23 protein-coding genes are annotated in these 16685 nt (G+C 74.0%); 10 read left to right on the top strand and 13 right to left on the bottom strand.

Annotated elements, in window-relative coordinates; all coding sequences use genetic code 11:
• Nucleotide 1: 1 nt before the first annotated feature.
• From GWJ10_RS05795 to GWJ10_RS05820, 6 genes are all read right to left on the bottom strand, one after another.
• Nucleotides 2-364 (bottom strand): hypothetical protein, encoded by a 363-nt coding sequence (locus tag GWJ10_RS05795; protein WP_163186036.1) that lies wholly within the window; start codon nucleotides 362-364, stop codon nucleotides 2-4.
• Nucleotides 361-696: a hypothetical protein gene (locus tag GWJ10_RS05800; RefSeq protein WP_163186039.1), complete on the bottom strand. Its 336-nt coding sequence runs from the start codon at nucleotides 694-696 to the stop codon at nucleotides 361-363. Before GWJ10_RS05800 ends, GWJ10_RS05795 begins: the two co-directional genes overlap by 4 nt.
• A 68-nt stretch (nucleotides 697-764) precedes the next feature.
• A complete protein-coding gene (locus GWJ10_RS05805) occupies nucleotides 765-1097 on the bottom strand; it encodes a hypothetical protein (RefSeq protein WP_163186042.1) in 333 nt (110 codons plus the stop codon).
• Entirely contained in the window at nucleotides 1097-1513 is a 417-nt protein-coding gene (locus GWJ10_RS05810) for a hypothetical protein (protein ID WP_163186045.1), read from the bottom strand. The genes GWJ10_RS05805 and GWJ10_RS05810 overlap by 1 nt, the downstream gene beginning before the upstream one ends.
• The gene (locus tag GWJ10_RS05815) at nucleotides 1510-1791 is read right to left on the bottom strand and encodes a helix-turn-helix domain-containing protein (RefSeq protein ID WP_277394940.1); all 282 of its coding nucleotides are present in this window, start codon (nucleotides 1789-1791) and stop codon (nucleotides 1510-1512) included. Before GWJ10_RS05815 ends, GWJ10_RS05810 begins: the two co-directional genes overlap by 4 nt.
• Nucleotides 1788-2045, bottom strand: coding sequence for a hypothetical protein (locus GWJ10_RS05820; protein ID WP_163186051.1), 258 nt, complete (start codon nucleotides 2043-2045; stop codon nucleotides 1788-1790). Before GWJ10_RS05820 ends, GWJ10_RS05815 begins: the two co-directional genes overlap by 4 nt.
• A 143-nt stretch (nucleotides 2046-2188) precedes the next feature.
• Between GWJ10_RS05820 and GWJ10_RS05825 the strand changes: the two genes are divergently transcribed.
• Genes GWJ10_RS05825 through GWJ10_RS05835 form a run of 3 tightly spaced genes read left to right on the top strand, consistent with a single transcriptional unit; the run spans nucleotide 2189 to nucleotide 4233 of the window.
• Nucleotides 2189-2635, top strand: coding sequence for a hypothetical protein (locus GWJ10_RS05825; RefSeq protein WP_163186054.1), 447 nt, complete (start codon nucleotides 2189-2191; stop codon nucleotides 2633-2635).
• Nucleotides 2636-2695: 60 nt separating this feature from the next.
• Entirely contained in the window at nucleotides 2696-3091 is a 396-nt protein-coding gene (locus tag GWJ10_RS05830; RefSeq protein WP_163186057.1) for an ImmA/IrrE family metallo-endopeptidase, read from the top strand.
• Nucleotides 3091-4233, top strand: a complete 1143-nt coding sequence (locus GWJ10_RS05835; RefSeq protein ID WP_163186060.1) for a site-specific integrase — start codon at nucleotides 3091-3093, stop codon at nucleotides 4231-4233. Before GWJ10_RS05830 ends, GWJ10_RS05835 begins: the two co-directional genes overlap by 1 nt.
• A 232-nt stretch (nucleotides 4234-4465) precedes the next feature.
• Here the strand turns inward: GWJ10_RS05835 and GWJ10_RS05840 are convergent, their stop codons facing one another.
• Together GWJ10_RS05840 and GWJ10_RS05845 are read right to left on the bottom strand one after the other, a co-directional pair.
• Complete coding sequence (locus GWJ10_RS05840; protein ID WP_163186063.1) at nucleotides 4466-4651, bottom strand: hypothetical protein; 186 nt, start codon at nucleotides 4649-4651, stop codon at nucleotides 4466-4468.
• A gap of 92 nt (nucleotides 4652-4743) precedes the next feature.
• Entirely contained in the window at nucleotides 4744-5205 is a 462-nt protein-coding gene (locus tag GWJ10_RS05845) for an ATP-binding protein (RefSeq protein WP_021479821.1), read from the bottom strand.
• A gap of 207 nt (nucleotides 5206-5412) precedes the next feature.
• On the opposite strand from GWJ10_RS05845, the gene GWJ10_RS05850 reads away from it, so the two are divergent.
• Entirely contained in the window at nucleotides 5413-5652 is a 240-nt protein-coding gene (locus GWJ10_RS05850) for a hypothetical protein (RefSeq protein ID WP_034651271.1), read from the top strand.
• Between the two features lie 71 nt (nucleotides 5653-5723).
• Complete coding sequence (locus GWJ10_RS05855) at nucleotides 5724-6011, top strand: DUF4287 domain-containing protein (RefSeq protein WP_034651273.1); 288 nt, start codon at nucleotides 5724-5726, stop codon at nucleotides 6009-6011.
• A gap of 107 nt (nucleotides 6012-6118) precedes the next feature.
• Here the strand turns inward: GWJ10_RS05855 and GWJ10_RS05860 are convergent, their stop codons facing one another.
• On the bottom strand, nucleotides 6119-7765 hold the full coding sequence (locus GWJ10_RS05860; protein ID WP_163186066.1) for a glucan endo-1,3-beta-glucosidase: 1647 nt from the start codon (nucleotides 7763-7765) through the stop codon (nucleotides 6119-6121).
• A gap of 244 nt (nucleotides 7766-8009) precedes the next feature.
• Between GWJ10_RS05860 and rlmC the strand changes: the two genes are divergently transcribed.
• Entirely contained in the window at nucleotides 8010-9134 is a 1125-nt protein-coding gene (rlmC, locus tag GWJ10_RS05865; RefSeq protein ID WP_163186069.1) for a 23S rRNA (uracil(747)-C(5))-methyltransferase RlmC, read from the top strand.
• A 31-nt stretch (nucleotides 9135-9165) separates the two neighbouring features.
• On the opposite strand, the gene GWJ10_RS05870 is transcribed toward rlmC, so the two are convergent.
• Nucleotides 9166-9780: a DinB family protein gene (locus tag GWJ10_RS05870; RefSeq protein ID WP_163186072.1), complete on the bottom strand. Its 615-nt coding sequence runs from the start codon at nucleotides 9778-9780 to the stop codon at nucleotides 9166-9168.
• Between the two features lie 48 nt (nucleotides 9781-9828).
• Here GWJ10_RS05870 and GWJ10_RS05875 point away from each other — a divergent pair, with 48 nt between their 5' ends.
• Entirely contained in the window at nucleotides 9829-10431 is a 603-nt protein-coding gene (locus tag GWJ10_RS05875) for a pyridoxamine 5'-phosphate oxidase family protein (protein WP_163186075.1), read from the top strand.
• Nucleotides 10432-10674: 243 nt separating this feature from the next.
• On the opposite strand, the gene GWJ10_RS05880 is transcribed toward GWJ10_RS05875, so the two are convergent.
• The gene (locus tag GWJ10_RS05880) at nucleotides 10675-11280 is read right to left on the bottom strand and encodes a hypothetical protein (RefSeq protein ID WP_163186078.1); all 606 of its coding nucleotides are present in this window, start codon (nucleotides 11278-11280) and stop codon (nucleotides 10675-10677) included.
• Between the two features lie 199 nt (nucleotides 11281-11479).
• On the bottom strand, nucleotides 11480-13093 hold the full coding sequence (locus tag GWJ10_RS05885; RefSeq protein WP_206158351.1) for a class I SAM-dependent methyltransferase: 1614 nt from the start codon (nucleotides 13091-13093) through the stop codon (nucleotides 11480-11482).
• Nucleotides 13094-13357: 264 nt separating this feature from the next.
• Here GWJ10_RS05885 and GWJ10_RS05890 point away from each other — a divergent pair, with 264 nt between their 5' ends.
• Nucleotides 13358-13540, top strand: a complete 183-nt coding sequence (locus GWJ10_RS05890) for a hypothetical protein (RefSeq protein ID WP_043655062.1) — start codon at nucleotides 13358-13360, stop codon at nucleotides 13538-13540.
• Here GWJ10_RS05890 and GWJ10_RS05895 read toward each other — a convergent pair.
• On the bottom strand, nucleotides 13527-14672 hold the full coding sequence (locus GWJ10_RS05895) for a VanZ family protein (RefSeq protein WP_163186081.1): 1146 nt from the start codon (nucleotides 14670-14672) through the stop codon (nucleotides 13527-13529). The genes GWJ10_RS05890 and GWJ10_RS05895 overlap by 14 nt on opposite strands.
• 268 nt (nucleotides 14673-14940) lie before the next feature.
• Here GWJ10_RS05895 and GWJ10_RS05900 point away from each other — a divergent pair, with 268 nt between their 5' ends.
• Together GWJ10_RS05900 and GWJ10_RS05905 are read left to right on the top strand one after the other, a co-directional pair.
• A complete protein-coding gene (locus GWJ10_RS05900) occupies nucleotides 14941-15999 on the top strand; it encodes a 2,3-butanediol dehydrogenase (protein ID WP_021483082.1) in 1059 nt (352 codons plus the stop codon).
• Nucleotides 16000-16120: 121 nt separating this feature from the next.
• Nucleotides 16121-16684 carry a TIGR03086 family metal-binding protein gene (locus GWJ10_RS05905; protein WP_061269353.1) on the top strand — a complete coding sequence of 188 codons (564 nt, stop codon included), beginning with the start codon at nucleotides 16121-16123 and terminating at the stop codon, nucleotides 16682-16684.
• The last annotated feature ends 1 nt before the right edge of the window (nucleotide 16685 follow it).

Genomic DNA, 16685 nt, shown 5'->3' on the forward strand with positions numbered 1-16685 from the left:
CTCACGTCGAGCCGCCCGGGGCGACGCGCTCGTAGGCGGTGACGCCCGAGCCCTTCGCCGAGCGGCCCGAGGACGCCAGGACGATCCACCCGGGGCGGCCGCCCGGCGCCTGCACGTCGACGCGCTCCGCCAGGCCCTCGCGCGCGACGCCCGCGAGGAGCGACCCACGCACCGACGTCGGGACGCCCGCGGCGTCGAGGTCCTCGCGCAGGTCGTTCACCGTGAACCACGTGCCGACCGCGATCTTGCGCACCGCGGCGCGCACGGCCTCGCGGTCGTCGGGGCGAGCCGAGCGCGCAGCGCGCGCCTGCCCCTCGCGCTTGAGGTCGCGCGCCTCGGAGGGCGTGATGGTCGTCGCGCTCACCGGCCCCGCTCCTCGCTCGTCGCGTCGGCGAGGGCCGTGAGCTCGCTCGTGCGCGGGCGGCGGGCCGTCGGGTGCTCGAGCACGACGGCGACGCCCACGCCGCGGCGGCGCGCGCTCGGTGGCATCGCGCGGTCGAGCTCGCGGGCGATGCGCCGGCTCCCCGTGCGCAGCTCGCGGCGCACCCAGGCGCGGCGGCTGCGCAAGCGCTGGCGGGCGCGGGCCTCGTCGAACACGGCAGCCACGACTCCGCTGCCGTAGGCGGCGACAACGGCGAGCGCGGCCCCGAGGATCAGGGCGAGGAAGCCCCACAGGAGCCACAGGAACTCGTTCATGGTCTGGTCCTTCCTGGTGGTGCACGAAGCCGCGCGACCGGGCGGCCGCGGGGATGGAACGGGGCGAGTCAGGGCAGGTGCAGCGCAGACGGCGTCGCGAGCACGCGCACGAGGTGAGTCGGCACGACGACGTCGTGCGTGCCGGCGACGAAGAGCTGCACGAGCGGGGCCGTCACGGTCAGGACCGAGATCCCCTGACACAGCGACCCGTCGCGGTGCAGGTGCCGCACGCGCGTGACGCCCGGCGTGAGGAGCACGACGTCGGACAAGACGCCGGAGAGGAACCGCGCCGGGCGGTCACCGCGCGCCGGGACGATTACCTCGACCGGCTCGCCGATGAACTGACGCGGCGCGGCGGCCATGTACGCCGCGGGCACGTCGTCCCACACGCGGGCGGGCATCACGCGGCCGCCTGTCGCGTCGCTGCGCGGTGAACCGTGTCCTGCACGATGCGCTGGCGGCTCGTCAGATCACGGAGTCGAGCCCGCTCACGCTCGAGGTGCTCCTCGATCGAGACGCCTGCCTGACGCGGGCGCCGCGCGGGCTCGTGCTCGAACAGCGCCGGGGGCGCCGCGTCGCTCCACGTGCCTGACGCGCGGGCGACCTCGACGGCGTGCCGGAGATCGGCCGCGAGCGCCGCGCGCCGGGCGGGACGCCGCGACTCGGCGTGGATCGCGAGGCAGGCCCGGCATGTGACGCTCCGGTGGTCGCGAGCAGTGCAGCCCAGAACGGCGCGCGCGCCGAACGCGCGGCACAGCACCACCGTCACGCCGTCGAGCGGCAGAGGCCGCACCAGGTGGACCAGCCGCGCGCTCACGACGCCGCTCCCCCACGACCGCGGAACGGCACAACGGTCGCTGCGGCCGCTTGCTTGTGCTCGCACTTGCCGCCGTCGATCCATGCCGTGAGGCACTGAGCCTCGATCGTCCAGCGGCCGCGCTTCGTGCGCTGGGAGCCGTGCAGCTCGCCGGAGCGGCACGCGTCGCGGATTGTCTCGGGGTGCACTCGGGCGTCGTCGGCGGCCTCCTCGACTGTGAGTCGGACGGGCCGCCGCGGGAGTTCCGCGGCGGGCGTCAGCGCCCGGGTGGCGGTCACGCTGACACCGCCATGTCGTCGTCGACGGTCTCGAAGATCTCGTCGAACTGCGCCGGGACGCGAGCCAGGACGGCGGCCATGAACTTGTTGCCGGGAAGCGACTTCCCCGCCATGACGCGAGAGACGGTCCCGTCGGTCACCCCGAGTACGTCGGCAGCCTTGACGTTGGAGTCCGCCCCCATGCGGCTCAGGCGCTCGGAGAGGACGAACTTGTCCGGGTCGCTCTCGCTGCGGCGGAGCAGGATCACCGACATGGCTACTCCTCAGGTCTGTGCGAACCCCGCGTGGGTTCTGCGTTTGCACAGACCGTAGACCCGACTCTGCGCAAACGCAAGATCACCTCAGGATTGGCGCAACGTCTCTTGCGCTCTGCGTCTGCGCAGAGTTCAATACCCCCATGACCGCGACCAGATGGTGGGAGTTCGTGAGCGACGTCCTTGGCGACATGTCAGCGCTCGAGGCGGGACGCAAGGCGGGGTTCGACTCGTCAGCCTTCACACGGTGGAAGAAGGGCGCGAGTCCGGACGCCGCATTCGTCGTCAAGTTCGCCCGTGCGTTTGACGTCAACGTCCTGCAGGCCCTCGCTGCGGCCGAGATCATCACCGACGAGGAGGCCAGCACCCACGAGGTCCTCGTCGGAGCGGCTGACGCCTTGCGCGTCGCGTCGGCGAACGCACTCTCGGACGAGGTCGCACGCCGATTGCACGCACTCGAGGATGGGGGCGGCGAGATCATCCACGGCCGGTTCCGCCAGCTCGGGAGCAAGCGGGAGTTCTCGACCACGGCGGCCGCGCACGTGACCGGGCGGTCGATCTCAGAGGAACAGGAACTGCGGGGGGAATAGGTGCGGGAGCTGCTGGTGATCGCGCGCGAGCGTGGCGTTGAGGTGGAGTGGAGCCGAGACATGGGCGACTGGCTCCGCGGGGTGTACGAGCACCATGTCAGGACGATCACGATCAACTCGACGATGGACCTCTGGCAGCAGCGATACACGTTGGCGCACGAGCTCGGGCACGCCTGGCACGAGCACGAGCTCGACGCCGACGACCCGCACGGGAACCTTGAGGCAGAGCGACTCGCCGACGAGCACGCCGCGAGCCTGCTCATCGACCCCGAGCAGTACGCCCGCGCCGAGGAGCTCTACGGCCCCCACCTCGGCGCCCTCGCCGACGAGCTCGGCGTGCACCCCGACGTCGTGAGCATCTTTCAGCGCGTCCTACGCCGCGTCCCGCCCGTCGCCTACGCGACGCCGTGGGGCCGCGCGCCGTGGCTCCACAACCGCCCCAGCCGGATCGCGTAGTGGCCTGGACCGAGCGCACCTCGAGCGGGCGCTACCTCGCGCGCTACCGCGACGCGGACGGCAAGAAGCGCACGGCCGACGGTTCCCCCTTCGTGCACAAGAAGGCCGCGATCCGCGCCGGCGAAGCCGCCGAGGCAGCGTCGCGCTCGCTCGGGTGGCGCTCCCCCGACGCAGCGGCCCGCACATGGGGCGCGTGGTGCGCGGAGTGGTGGCCGACGCGCGACGTCGAGCCGTCCACGCTCGCGACCGACCGGGGCCGGAGGGACCTGCACCTCAGCCCGAGGTGGGGCGACACGCCGCTCATCGACATCACGCGGCACGACGTCAAGGCATGGGCGGCCGACCTGCGCGCGGCTGGCCTCGCACCGACGACGGTCCAGCGGATCGTCCACCTCCTCTCCGCATCGCTGCGTGCCGCCGTCGACGCCGAGATCCTCACCGCGAACCCCGCCGCTCAACTGCGCCTCAGCGCTGGCAAGACCAGCACCGAGCGGTACCTCACGCGCGACGAGGTCGACGCGATCCGGGCCGAGCTGCCCGACGCCGAGCGCGCTGTCGTCGACCTGCTCGTCGGCACCGGCATGCGATGGGGCGAGGCGGCCGGGCTGCACCACCGCCGCGTCGACCACGAGCGCCGCGTGATTGAGGTCGCCGACGTCTGGGACAACCGCGGCGGCATGATGAAGCCGTACCCGAAGGGCAAGCGCCGCCGGTTCGTCCCGATCCCGTCGTGGGTCGAGATCCCCGAACCGTCCACCGGCACATGCGGGTACAACCACGCCGCTGGCACCTGCACGAGCGGGCTCGTCCTGACGACGAGCGACGGCCACCGGTTCGAGCAGTCGAACTTCCGCAAGGTCTGGGTCGACGCCCTCGCGTCTGCCGGCCTCGAGCACGCGCGCGTTCACGACCTGCGGCACACCTACGCGTCCTGGCTCATCCAGGGCGGGGTTTCGCTCGCGGAGGTCGGCAAGCTGCTCGGGCACGTCTCCCCGCTCACGACGCAGCGATACGCGCACCTCGCCGACGAGCCGTCAGCTGCCGTGCTCGCCGCACTCGGGGACGGCGCGCCGCGAGCGCCGCATCCCGATGACGCGCGCGAGGCCGACGGGCGCCGAGCGCACCTCCGGATCGTCCGGTGACGCGCCGCGCTGCTGGGCAGATGCTGGGCAGAACGACCATGTACAGTGCAGCACGCGACTGCACAGCGAACGGCGAGGGGAGGCCCGAAATGCGCTCTGACCTGCACGGAGATTCCGTCGGACTGGATGCCGCTGGACTGGCCCGCACGCGCCGAACCGCACTTTTAATCCGTAGGTTGTGGGTTCGAACCCCACGGGGCCCACTGCTGACCTATGGACGCGCCGGCACCCGTCAGGCGCCGCCGAGCGCCGCGACGACGCGCCCGAGGACCACCGCCGCCAAGGCGAGAGGCCAGCCCCAGCCAGCGAGCGAACGACGCAGCCGCGAGTCCTGCGTCACCACGTAAGCCGAGCGCAGGAGCACTGCGGCGAGCAGCCCCGTGACCAGGGCGAGCAGCAGCAAGACGTCGACGAGCACGCACTCTCCCCCGCCACGGCCCGGCGGACAGCCTCGCCCCGGTCGGCCGCCGGTCAGCGCCGCGCGCAGGGTCGGGCCAGGTCAGCAGACGCTCAGGCCGTGAACGTCGCCCAGACGGTCTTGACGTCGTCGGTCCGGTACCAGCCGACGTCGAGCGAGAGCTGGCGGGCCATGTGCAGGCCGACGCCGCCTGCGCCGGGGATGCGGCGCCCGGCGTAGACGGGCTCGGTGGACACGTCGTGGTCGGCGACCTCGAGGAGGAACCGGTCGCCGCTGCGGGCGAGGCGCACGATGGTCGGGGGCAGGCCGTGGCGCAGCGCGTTGGTCGCGAGCTCCGAGGCGATGAGGACGAGCTTGTCCGGCGTGGACGAGAGCCGACCGGTCGACGCGACGCCCTGGCTCTCGAGCGTCGCCACGAGGCCGGCGCGCAGCGCGGAGAGCTCCTCCGTCGTGGAGAGCACCCACTCCTCCACGAGCTGGTACTCCTCGGGCGGCATCGACGTGATGAGGTCGGCGTCGTCGAGGGGGACGTCGATCAGGGTCTGGTCGTCCACGCGGGGGTACCTCCAGCGGCTTGAAGGAGCGGAGCGGCCACCCTGACACGCGAACCCCCGGCCCGCACCCCGTCCCGCCCGGCTCACCGGGAGCCCGCCGGCCCGGCCACCGGGACCGGGCTGATCAGCGGCCCGACTGCGGCCCGACGCCGCGCGTTCATCCCCCGTTGGTTGCGCGCGGGACGGGTGCGGCCGGACCGTCGGACCATGGCGATCGAGGACGAGGACCGCGAGATCGACGTCGTGGTGGAGCGGGTCAGCACGCGCTTCCCGGACGTGCCGGTGGAGGACGTCCGTGAGCAGGTGCTCGCGGAGCTGGGCCGGTACCAGGCCGCGCACGTGCGCGACTTCGTGCCGGTGCTGGTGGAGAACGCGGTGATGGACGTGCTGCGCTCGGGCGAGCGGGCGCACCGGCCGCCGCGAGGGAGCGTGCGCCCCGACCGATGAGTCCGGGTGTGGGCGGTCGTCGGTACGTTCGCGGCGGGTCGATCGACCTGCCCCGACGACGAGGAGCTCGCATGTCCTTCCAGGCCTATCTCGACGCGGTCGAGGACAAGACCGGTCTGACCCCGCGCCAGCTGGTCGACCTCGCGCACGAGCGCGGGTTCGACGAGACGACGAAGGCGACCCCGATCCTCGAGTGGCTCCGGGACGACTACGGACTGGGCCGCGGGCACGGCATGGCGATGGTCCACGTCATCACGAAGGGCCCGCAGATCTCGTCGAAGCACGTGGGGTCCGACGGCTCGCACCGCGACGACTCCGACACGCTGTGGCTCGATGGCAAGGCGACCCGGCCGGCCTGACACCCGGCGCGGCCGTCCCCCCGGCCCGCACGCCGGTGCCCGACGACGTCCCGGGAGCGGGCGTCGTCGGGCACCGGGGCGCGGGGCCGCTCGGGCGACGGGCGCGGTCAGAGCGTCCAGCGCTGGGCGTCGGTCTGGTTGCAGGTCCAGAGCTGGACCTTCTGGCTGTCACGCAGCGGTGCGCCGCCCTGGGCGTCGAGGCACTTGCCGGACTGCGGGTTGCGCAGGGCCTTGGTCGCGGAGTCGTACGTCCACTTCTGCGCGCCGGTGCCGTTGCACGTGTAGATCCACACGGCGGTGCCGTCGGCCGTCCCGCTGCGCGCGACGTCGAGGCACTTGCCGAGGGCTCTCACGGTCCCGTCGGTGCCGCGCGTCCACTGCTGCGCCGCGTTGCCGCTGCAGGTCGCGAGCTGGACCTGGTTGGTGTCGGTCGGGTCGGCCCACGGGACGTCGAGGCACAGTGTGCTCCCGATGCGGAGCGCGCCCGTCCCGGTGGGCAGACCGCCGGGGGTGCCCGGCTGCTCGGTGCTGCCGCCGTTCCCGATGGGTGTCGCCGTGCCGGTGAACGGGTCGAGCTTGATATACGCGGCCTGGGGGTTGCCGTCGTGGACGAGCGACTCGTGCGCGCCGACGTCGTCGAACGCGAACGCGTACGCCTTGCCGTTCGCCATCTGCTGGTGCGCGAGCTTCGCGTACACGTTCGTGCGGGCGTCCTGGTAGAAGCCCGCGCTGCTCGCGTCCGGCTGGTTCGGGTTCGTCAGCGCCGTGGTGCGGACGAGCGCGGCGCACAGGGTGCGGGCGATCGGCCCGACGATGTGGTCGTTGGGCGCCTGGAGGTCCTTGTGGCACCCGTACACGCTCGACGCGTCGGGCTTCTTGAACGCGGCGACCTCCTGCCCGGACCCGTTCCTGAAGCGGAACCAGTCGCCGTCGACCCGGCCGCGGAACTGCGTGCCGGGCTCGTGGGAGAACGGCGTGACGACCATGTCGCGCGTGCGGTACGAGTTCCAGACCTCGGTGACGTAGGAGTCGATCGAGGCCGACGAGATCTTGCCGACGTCGATCCCGTGCGACGGGTTGAGCGCGCGCAGGCGGCTCCCGTCGGGCGCGCGCTGCACGAGCCCGCCCCACCCCGCGCTCTCGAGGGCCGTGTAGAACGCCTCGTAGCCGTTCGGCTTGAGCAGGCCCGTGCTGAGGACCTGCCCGTCGGCGCGCTGGACGCCCACCTGGTACGGCGCGGACCAGTGGTCCACCTGCGTGCTGTTGATCCACAGGCCGCCGTCGTTGAGCGTGTACTCGGTCCAGTTGAAGAGGATGTTCCGGTTGGGGTCGGAGTCGTTCTGGACGGCGGGCTGGACGAGCCGCCCGTCGAGCACGATCTGGAACGTCATCTTCTGGCCGTAGGAGTAGTAGACGCGCCCGGACAGCTTCGGGAGCCGGATCGTCACGGACTGGCCGGGGCCGGGTCCCGCGATCGACGCGTCGGGTGCCGGGACGGGCACGGGTCCGACCCCGCCGGGCCACGGGTGGAACGTGCCGCCCGCGTCCGCCCAGCCGGCGACGCCGTCGCGCTCGCCGAGGACGTACAGGTAGATCGGCCCCCTGCCCGAGTCGTTGGTGATCGTCAGCGGGATGGTCGCGGGGACCGCGCTCGCGGGCGCCGCCACGCCGACCAGCGCCCCGCTCACCGCGAGGACCGTGGCGCACAGCGCGGCCCACACTCGTCTGCTGCTGTTCTTCCTGTCGTGAGGCATACCGGATCTGCTCCTGTTCGGTTGCTCCGTCGAAACCGGTCGCCGGGCTGTTCCGGCGACAGCGTTGCCACAGGAGGTGTGGAAGCGCTGCCACGACGGTAACGGACGGCGGCTCACGACGCCAGGGAGCGCTCCCTCAGGTTTCTGCGGCGCACCTCGCGCCACGTCCGCGCGGGAAGCCGCCGCGGCCCGGGCGCGTCCGCGCGCCTCGGGACGGACCCGGGTCGCCCGTAGACTCGAACGAGTGCAGTGCCACCACTACGACGCCGGCCGGTGCCGGTCGTGCACCCTCCTCGACCTCGCCTACCCCGCGCAGGTCACCGGCAAGCAGGAGCACTGCGCCGAGCTCCTCGCCCCCCTCGGCCCGGACCTCGCCTGGCTGCCGACGGTCGAGTCCGCCGAGTCCGGCTTCCGCAACAAGGCGAAGATGGTCGTCACCGGCTCCACCGACGCCCCGGTGCTCGGGATCCTCGCGGAGGGCGGCGGCGTCGACCTCACCGACTGCCCGCTCTACCCGCCCGCGCTCCAGGCGTCGTTCCCCGCGTTCGCGGCGTTCGTCACGCGCGCGCGGCTCGTCCCCTACGACGTCCGCACGCGGCGCGGCGAGCTCAAGTACGTCCTCGTCACCCTCTCCCCCGACGGCGACCTCATGGCGCGGTTCGTCCTGCGGTCCACCGAGTCCGTGCCCCGGGTCCGCAAGCACCTGCCGGCCCTCCTCGACGCTCTCCCGTCGCTGCGCGTCGTGTCCGTGAACCTGCACCCCGAGCACAAGGCCGTCGTCGAGGGCGAGACCGAGATCGTCCTCACCGAGGCCGAGACGCTGCGCATGCACGTCAACGGGATCGACCTCCACCTGCGCCCGCAGAGCTTCTTCCAGACCAACACCGACGTCGCCGCGGCCCTCTACCGCCAGGGCCGGGCCTGGGTGGAGGACGCCGCACCCGCCACGGTCTGGGACCTCTACTGCGGCGTGGGCGGGTTCGCGCTGCACGTCGCGGGGCCCTGTCGCGACGTCGTCGGCGTCGAGACGAGCGCCGAGGCCGTCGCGAGCGCACGGCTCACCGCGCGCGACGCCGGGCTCGACCGCACGACCTTCCTCGCCGAGGACGCGACCGCGTTCGCCCTCTCACGGCAGGACGTGCCGGACCTCGTCGTCGTGAACCCCCCGCGGCGCGGCATCGGGGAGACGCTCAGCACCTGGCTGGAGCGGTCCGGCGTCGGGCACGTCGTCTACTCGAGCTGCAACGCGACGACGCTCGCGCGCGACCTGGCCTTCATGCCGTCGCTCCGACCGCGCGAGGCGCGCGTGCTCGACATGTTCCCGCAGACGTCGCACTACGAGGTCGCGGTCCTGCTCGAGCGCGCCTGATCTCGCCCGGCGTCCGCGAGCGCCGCGCGGCTCAGGGGCGCTCCCCCGCGCGTCGGGACGCCTCGACGGCCGCGGACTCGACGCGCGCCCGGTAGGCGACCCACTCGTCGTCGTCCAGCGCGGGCAGGTTGCCCCGCCCGTCACCCGCCGCGCCGTCGACGAGCTCGCGCACGATGTCGGCGTGGCCGGCGTGGTGCGCCACCTCCGCGAGCACGTGCACGAGCACCTGGTGGAGCGTGACGTCCCGGTTCTCCGGGCGCCACCACGGCACGTGCCCGGGTGCGTCGAGGTCGAGCGACGCCACGGTCGCGTCGCACAGCTCCGACGACCGCCGGAACAGCTCCAGGATCTCCTCCCGGCTCTCGTCCGCCGTGGCCCACATGTCGGCGTTCACCTCCGCGCCGTCGGCGAACCAGGGCATGTCCAGGTCGTGCGTGCCGCCGAACGCCTCGTGCAGGTAGCCGAGCTGCACGCTGCCCACGTGCTTCACCAGGCCCAGGACGTTCGTGCCGGTGCGCGTGAGCGGACGGCGGACGTCGTACTCGCTCAGCCCCTCCGCCTTGGCGAGCAGCGCGTCGCGCTCCCGGCTCAGGTACCGCAGCAGCGTCGCCTTGGGGTCGTTGTCCGGTGCCGTCCTCGTGCTCATCCACCGGACGCTACCGACGCCCGCCCACACCGGTGCCAGACTCCCCTCATGGCCACCGTGCACGCAGAGATCACCGACCGGCTGGCGGCGTTCGTCCTCGCGCAGCCGGTGTTCTTCGTCGGCACCGCGCCGCTCGCCGCGGACGGTCATGTGAACGTCGCGCCCAAGGGCATGGCCGGGACGTTCGCGGTGCTCGGGCCGCACCGCGTCGCCTACCTGGACTACACCGGCTCGGGCGCCGAGACGCCGGCGCACCTGCGCGAGAACGGCCGGATCGTCGTGATGTTCTGCGCGTTCGAGGGTCCGCCCAACATCGTCCGCTTCCACGGGACCGGCCGGTACGTCGAGGCCGGCACCCCGGAGTTCGACACGCTGCGCACCCGCTTCCCCAAGCGCGAGACGGCGGGCCAGCGCGGCGTCGTGGTCGTCGACGTGACGCGGGTCTCCGACTCGTGCGGGTTCTCCGTGCCGCGCATGGCCCTCGTCGAGGACCGGGACCTGCTCGACCGCTGGGCCGACCGCAAGACCCCGGAGCAGCTCGAGGCCTACCGCGTCACGAAGAACACCACGAGCATCGACGGCCTCCCGGCGATCGGCGACGGCTCGCACACCGTGGAGACCACGACGCCACGCGAAGCCCTCGGGCGCTGACGCCTCATGACGCCGGGCTCCTCGGTGCGTGCGCACCCGAGAGCCCGCGGCGCACGCCCGCGCGCACGTCTCGCCGACAGGCACTACCGGGCCTCTACCTCGCCGAGGTAGAGGCCCGGTTCTGCGAGGTAGAGGCGGGGTCTCGCGAGGTAGAGCCCAGGTCCGCGAGGTAGAGGCGGGGTCTCGCGAGGTAGAGGCCTGGTCGCGCGGAGTAGAGGCCTGGCCCCGCGAGGGAGCTCGACCTCACGAGGCGGGCCGCTCGTCCGCCGTCGCGGCGAGGTAGGCCCTCCCGCGCGGCGAGAGGCGGTACCCGACGTCGAGGCTCTCGGTGAGGCCGAGCTCCTTGAGCCGGCGCACGCGCACCTTGAAGTCGTCGCGGGCCATCCCGAGCCCGGCCGCGAGCTCGCGCGCGACGACACCCTCGTGCGTGCCGATCAGCTCGAGGTACCGGCGGGTCCACGGCTCCGCGGCGGCCCGGTCCTTCCGCGCCAGCGCGGTGCGGAGCTGCTCGACGGCGTCCTCGTCGAGGTCCGCGTCCTCGCGCAGCGCGACGCGCGGGTCCGGGCCGGCGAGCCGCAGGCCCACGCGGTAGAGGTCCCCCTCGCGCCCGGCGCCCCGAGCGAGCACGCGCTCGGGCGAGGTCATCCCCGCGAGGCGGGCCTCGTCGTCGGACACGACGGGCTCGCCGTCCGGACCGACGGGCACGCGCTCGACCGACGTCACCTCGACGACGCCCACCCGCGTGCGCTGGAGCGTCCCGACGCGCACGCGCGGCGTCGTCCAGCGGCGGAACGCCAGCGTCACCGTCCCGTCCTGGAGGCCGCGCAGCGTGCGGGCGTCGAGGAGCACGCTCCGAGCCTACGACCACGCCGCCACGCCCTCCCGAGGGAGAGCCCGTCCGGTGAGGTAGAGCCGAGGTCACGACCTGGGCTCTACCTCGGCCCACCTGGGCTCTACCTCGCGCGACCAGGGCTCTACGTCGGCCCACCGGGGCTGTACCTCGCGCGAGCCCGCGCGACTGCGGCTCTACCTCGGCAGTGCGGGCAGGTCAGGCGAGCTCGGGGCGGCGGGCGACGGTGAGGACGTGGGTGTCGGGCCAGTCGACGGGCTCGCCGGTCGTGGCGTCGTGCAGGGCGGCGACGGGCGCGAACGCGTGCTCGACGACCCACTCGTTGCGCCACGCCCCGCTCCCCGGCTCGAGCTCGAACCCGGCGGCGGTGAGGAGCTCGGCCCATCGGGGGCCGGTGAGGTCGCAGAAGCGCTCGTGGCTCTCGGACAACCAGTTGTCGACGTAGTCCTTGCGCGTGAGGAACTCCATCGCCTCGCGCAGCGTGAGCCGCCACGACCCGGGGCGCACGCGCTCGGGCCGGAAGTCGGCCCCGGAGAGGCGCGGGAAGTCGTACGCGAACTGGACGAGCCGGGCGTCGGTCGAGAGCGCCCCGACCCACGCCGCGACGTCCTCGCGCGCGAGGTCGTCGAGGTCCGTGCGCGCGCTGCCGGGCCCGTCGCCGGTCGCGGGGGCGCCGTCGTCGGTCCGCAGCGTGAGCACGACGACCCGGTCCGGCTCCGCGGGGCCGCACACGTCCGAGTTGATCCACACGCCGCCGGGCCGTGTGTGCGCGTGGACGCGGCGCGCGAACGTCTCGACGTCGCGCACGCCGTCCCCGTACGACGACACCTCGTGCGTGAGCGCGACGGTGAGGGTCGTGTCGACGGAGGCGTCGGGCATCACGGACCGGTCGAGGATGTTGGCCTGCACGAACCACACGTGCGGGTTCGCGAACACGCCCTGCGCCTTCTTGTGCTCGGCCTCCGCGACGAGGTGCCGCGCGACGTCGACGCCGAACAGGTCCGACTCGTGCAGGCGCGGCTCGCGCGCCACGTGCTCCAGGAGGCCGCCCGTCGCGCACCCGATGTCGACGATCCGCCCGGGCCGCACGTGCGGGGCGACCTGGGCCCACTTGCGCGCCGACGCGTCCTCGAACGCGGCGGCGTACGTGCGGTAGTCGCGCGTCGAGGTGAGGTCGCCGTCGCCGGACACGACCGGGTCGGCGAAGATCCGCCGGACGTCCTCGACGAACCGGTAGCGCGCGAAGAACTCCGGCACGGCGGGGTGCGCGACGTCGCGCCAGCGCTCGTCCCCCGCGGCGATCTGCTCGACGACGTCCCACGGCCGCGCGGGGAGGTCGCCGCCCGGCTCGGCGGCGTCGAGCTCGACCCCCGCGACCCGGTAGCCGAGCGCGCGGTAGGCGTCGACGAGCGCCGGCGTCGAGCACGCGACGACGGTGTCCGCGGGGTCCGGCGCGACGCCGGTCGCGGTCGCGACGCTCGTCACGACGAGGTGGGCGAAGCGGTCGTCGGGCGCGACGTCGGGCACGGGCACGACGACGGACGCGAGGCCCTCCCGGGTCGTGACGTTCTCGACGAGCGCCTCGCGCCGGTGCCCGGGCAGCGGGTTGCGGCGGGTTCCGGCGTGGTTGGCGGACGTCACGACCCAGACGACCTCGACGTCGGGGGTGCAGCGCACGCGCCGACCGTCGAGGTCGTGCACGAGACCGGCGCGCAGCGCCCGGAGGTAGTCGACCTGGTATCGCGTGACGACGTGGTGGCGGCCGGGGAAGAGGATGCGGCGCACGGGCGGGCCGTCGGTGGGGAGGGGCACCCGCACACGGTGCGGCCAGCCGGCACCCGGGCGCAACCCGTCTCACCTCTCGGGCCGACAGCCGCAGCCCTGGGCGCCACCCGTCTCACGTCTCGGGCGGCCGGACGCAGCACCCGCAGGGCCCGCGTCCGGGGCACGGGCGCTCACGAGGCGCGGAACGGTGCGGTTGTGCGGGTCCGGGCACGTGTTCGCACGACGCGACACGCCAGACCTGGACGGCCGTCCACGATGCAGCAGGGCGCGCCGTATGCGACGGTATGGGCGATGTTCTGGATCGTGGCAGGGGCTGTGCTCGTCGTGTCCGGCCTCGCGATCGCCGCGACGGCCGTCCGCGGCGCGCGCCGCGCCGGGTCGACGGGTGCGAGCGGCATCGCGATCGCGGTCGGCGGCGGCCTCCTCGTGTGGGGCGCCGTGGCCCTGCTCGTCGGCCTGCTCACCGAGGGCTGACCGACACCTCCCGCGCGTCCACGAGCTCTGCCCCGCTCACCGCACCCGAGAGCCCGCGGCGCCCGCGGGTGAACGGGACCGCGACCACCGACACCACCGCGAACAGGGCCGCGAGCGGCGCCGCGACCGAGGCGGCCACCCCCACCGCCGCGGGCACACCGACCGGCAGGTCGCTCAGCAGACCGAGCGCTCCCCACAGCGCGCCGCCCGCGGCCGCCCGCGCGACGCGCTGCGCCGTCGTGCCGCGCCGGCCGGCCCAGCGCGGGGCGAGCCACACCGTCCGCTGGCCCCACGAGGCGCCGCTGCCGAGGAACGTCGGCACCACGAACACGACCACGAACGGCACGAGCGTGCCGAGCAGCCACTGGGCCCAGTCCGCGCCGTCGGGCAGCGGGCGCCCGAGCGCGTAGACCACCGTGCGGTACACGACCTGCAGCACGACGCCCAGCGCCGTGACGAGCAGCGCGTCGAGCAGCATCCCGAGCCACCGCCGCCAGACGGTCACCGGCCGGGCCTCCTCGCGGCGTGCCTCGAGCTCTCCCGCGCGCGGCATCCAGCGCAGCAGGAGGGGCGCCGCGAGCGCCCCGAGGAGCGCGCCGAGCGTGTTGGTCAGCACGTCGTCGACGTCGGCGACCCGGTACGAGCACGGGATGATGCCGAAGATCCCGGTGTACTGCGTGGTCTCGACGAGGAGCGACACGAGCAGGCCGGACAGCGTCGTGACGAGCACCCCGCGGCCGAGGTAGCGCCGCACGAGCACGCCCCAGGGGACGAACAGGACGACGTTGAAGACCACCTGGAGCACGGCCGTGCTGCGCAGGGTCGCGCCGAGCCCGAGCCCGGCCGTGTCCCGTCGGACGTCCGCGAGCGAGTGGAACGGCACGAGCTCGGCGCCCGCGACGCCGTACTGCGCGCACCACCGCGCGAGGTCGCCGCTCGGGAGCGGCAGGAGCGTGTAGGCGACGAGCGCGACCCCGTAGACCGCGACGGCGGCCGCCCCGAGCAGACGCCGGCCGCTCAGGCGGCCGTACCGCCGGTACTGCCACGCGAGCGCGGGCACGAGGAAGGCGGCGAAGAGCAGGGCGCCCCCGAGCAGGCCGACGTACGCGGGCCACGTCCACCGGTCGGTCACGCGCGGGCTCCGCCCTGCGCGGGACGGTGCGCGGCGCGCGTCACGGTCGGGACCGGGGTCGGGTTCGGCGTCACGGGCCCCAGTATCGCGGCCGACGACGACCGGCCCCGTCCGGCGGGACCTTCGGCGCGGCCCGGGGCGGGGCCTCGGGCCTACCGTGGAGGTGCGGTCGGGAACCACGGGTCGCCGCGGGTGCACCGAGGACCGGTCCGGGACCGGCCGCCGCGCACCGACCGGTGCGCGCGGCACGACGGACGAGGTGAGCACGATGAAGGCGGCGCGGTACCACGGCAAGGAAGACCTCCGGATCGAGGACGTCCCGGAGCCCGAGACCCGGCCGGGGACCGTGAAGATCCGGCCCGCGTGGACGGGGATCTGCGGCTCGGACCTGCACCTCTACCTCGAGGGCCCGTTCCCGCCGGCGCCGTCGGAGACGCAGCCGCACCCCCTGTCGGGCGAGACGCTGCCCGTCGTGTTCGGGCACGAGTTCTCCGGCGTGGTCGAGGAGCTCGGCGAGGGCGTCGAGGGCCTCGCGGTCGGGGACGCGGTCGTCGTCGAGCCGTTCATGGTGTGCGGCGAGTGCCCGCCGTGCCGTGACGGGCTCTACAACGCGTGCGTGAAGATGGGCTTCATCGGCATCTCCGGCCGCGGCGGCGGGCTGGCGGAGCACGTCGTGGTCGAGCGGCGGTGGGTGCACCCGGTGGGCGACGTCCCGCTGGACCAGGCGGCGCTCATCGAGCCGCTGGCCGTCGCGTACCACGGCGTCCGCCTCTCCGGGGCGCAGGCGGGCGACACGGTCCTCGTCGGCGGCGCAGGTCCGATCGGCCTGCTCACGTGCGCCGTGCTGCACGCGATCGGGGCGCGCGCGATCGTCACGGAGGTGAGCGGGGCGCGCAAGGCCAAGGCGCTCGAGACCGGGGTGGCCGACGACGTCCTCGACCCGCGCGAGGTCGACGTCGCCGCGCGCGTCCTCGAGCTCACGGACGGCCGCGGCGCGGACGTCGCGATCGAGTGCTCGGGCGCGCAGCCCGTGCTCGACACGCTGACCCGCGCGCTCAAGGCGGGCGGCACGCTCCAGATCGTGGCGCTGTTCTCCGAGCCGCCGACGCTCGACGTCATGACGGTCCTGCTCCGCGAGCTGACCATCAAGGGCGCGATCGGGTACGCGGACGACCACCCGGCCGTGATCCGGCTCGTGCAGGAGGGCAAGGTCGACCTCGCCCCGTTCGTGACGAGCCGCATCGCCGTCGAGGACGTCGTGGAGAAGGGGTACCGAGAGCTCATCGACCACAAGGACGACCACGTGAAGATCGTCGTGTCGGTGTGAGACGGCGGCCCGCGGCCCCCACCGTCCCCGGGGGCCGCGGGCCGCGCTGCTCGACCTGCGGGCCGCGGCGGGGCGTGCCACGGTGGAGGAGCACCGCAGCACCCCGCCCCGGGAGGCCCGCATGGACGTCCTCGCCGCCCACGGCGACGCGATCGGCGCGTTCGACGCGCTCGTGCGCCCGCTGCGCGACGACCGCTGGCCGCTCCCCACGCCCGACGCGGACTGGACCGTGCGCGACCTCGTCAACCACGTCACGGCCGAGCAGCTCTGGGCCCCGGAGCTCCTCGCGGGCCGCTGGATCGAGGACGTCGGCGGCGTGTTCGACGGGGACGTGCTGGGCGACGACCCCGTCGACCGCTGGGTCGACGCGTCCGTCCAGGCGCGCGAGGCGTTCCTCGCGCCGGACGCCCTCGACCGTCGCGTGCATCTCTCGTACGGCGACGAGTCGGGCGCGGAGTACTGCGCGCAGATGACGTTCGACCTCGTGGTGCACGCGTGGGACCTGGCCCGGGCGACGGGCGGGGACGAGGAGGTCGACCCGGCGCTCGTCGCGTGGGCGCTGCGCTACGCCGAGGCGCGCTCGACGTTCCTCGAGCCCGGCCCGCTCTTCCGCGGTCCCCTCGACGTCGACGACGGCGCCGACGACCTCACGCGCCTCCTCGCGCTCACCGGCCGGGCGCGCTGAC

Origin of the sequence: Cellulosimicrobium sp. SL-1 (assembly GCF_011033075.1) — a bacterium.
In the GTDB taxonomy this organism is placed as follows: domain Bacteria; phylum Actinomycetota; class Actinomycetes; order Actinomycetales; family Cellulomonadaceae; genus Cellulosimicrobium; species Cellulosimicrobium funkei.

What these genes read in the sequence shown, in the direction of transcription:
- GWJ10_RS05900 (WP_021483082.1), top strand. Translation starts at nt 14,941, where the DNA reads ATGAAGGCGGCGCGGTACCACGGCAAGGAAGACCTCCGGATCGAGGAC.
- GWJ10_RS05890 (WP_043655062.1), top strand. Translation starts at nt 13,358, where the DNA reads ATGTTCTGGATCGTGGCAGGGGCTGTGCTCGTCGTGTCCGGCCTCGCG.
- GWJ10_RS05870 (WP_163186072.1), bottom strand. Translation starts at nt 9,780, where the DNA reads ATGAGCACGAGGACGGCACCGGACAACGACCCCAAGGCGACGCTGCTG.
- GWJ10_RS05855 (WP_034651273.1), top strand. Translation starts at nt 5,724, where the DNA reads ATGTCCTTCCAGGCCTATCTCGACGCGGTCGAGGACAAGACCGGTCTG.
- GWJ10_RS05825 (WP_163186054.1), top strand. Translation starts at nt 2,189, where the DNA reads ATGACCGCGACCAGATGGTGGGAGTTCGTGAGCGACGTCCTTGGCGAC.
- GWJ10_RS05850 (WP_034651271.1), top strand. Translation starts at nt 5,413, where the DNA reads ATGGCGATCGAGGACGAGGACCGCGAGATCGACGTCGTGGTGGAGCGG.
- GWJ10_RS05800 (WP_163186039.1), bottom strand. Translation starts at nt 696, where the DNA reads ATGAACGAGTTCCTGTGGCTCCTGTGGGGCTTCCTCGCCCTGATCCTC.
- GWJ10_RS05875 (WP_163186075.1), top strand. Translation starts at nt 9,829, where the DNA reads ATGGCCACCGTGCACGCAGAGATCACCGACCGGCTGGCGGCGTTCGTC.
- GWJ10_RS05820 (WP_163186051.1), bottom strand. Translation starts at nt 2,045, where the DNA reads ATGTCGGTGATCCTGCTCCGCCGCAGCGAGAGCGACCCGGACAAGTTC.
- GWJ10_RS05805 (WP_163186042.1), bottom strand. Translation starts at nt 1,097, where the DNA reads ATGCCCGCCCGCGTGTGGGACGACGTGCCCGCGGCGTACATGGCCGCC.
- GWJ10_RS05830 (WP_163186057.1), top strand. Translation starts at nt 2,696, where the DNA reads ATGGGCGACTGGCTCCGCGGGGTGTACGAGCACCATGTCAGGACGATC.
- GWJ10_RS05905 (WP_061269353.1), top strand. Translation starts at nt 16,121, where the DNA reads ATGGACGTCCTCGCCGCCCACGGCGACGCGATCGGCGCGTTCGACGCG.
- GWJ10_RS05860 (WP_163186066.1), bottom strand. Translation starts at nt 7,765, where the DNA reads ATGCCTCACGACAGGAAGAACAGCAGCAGACGAGTGTGGGCCGCGCTG.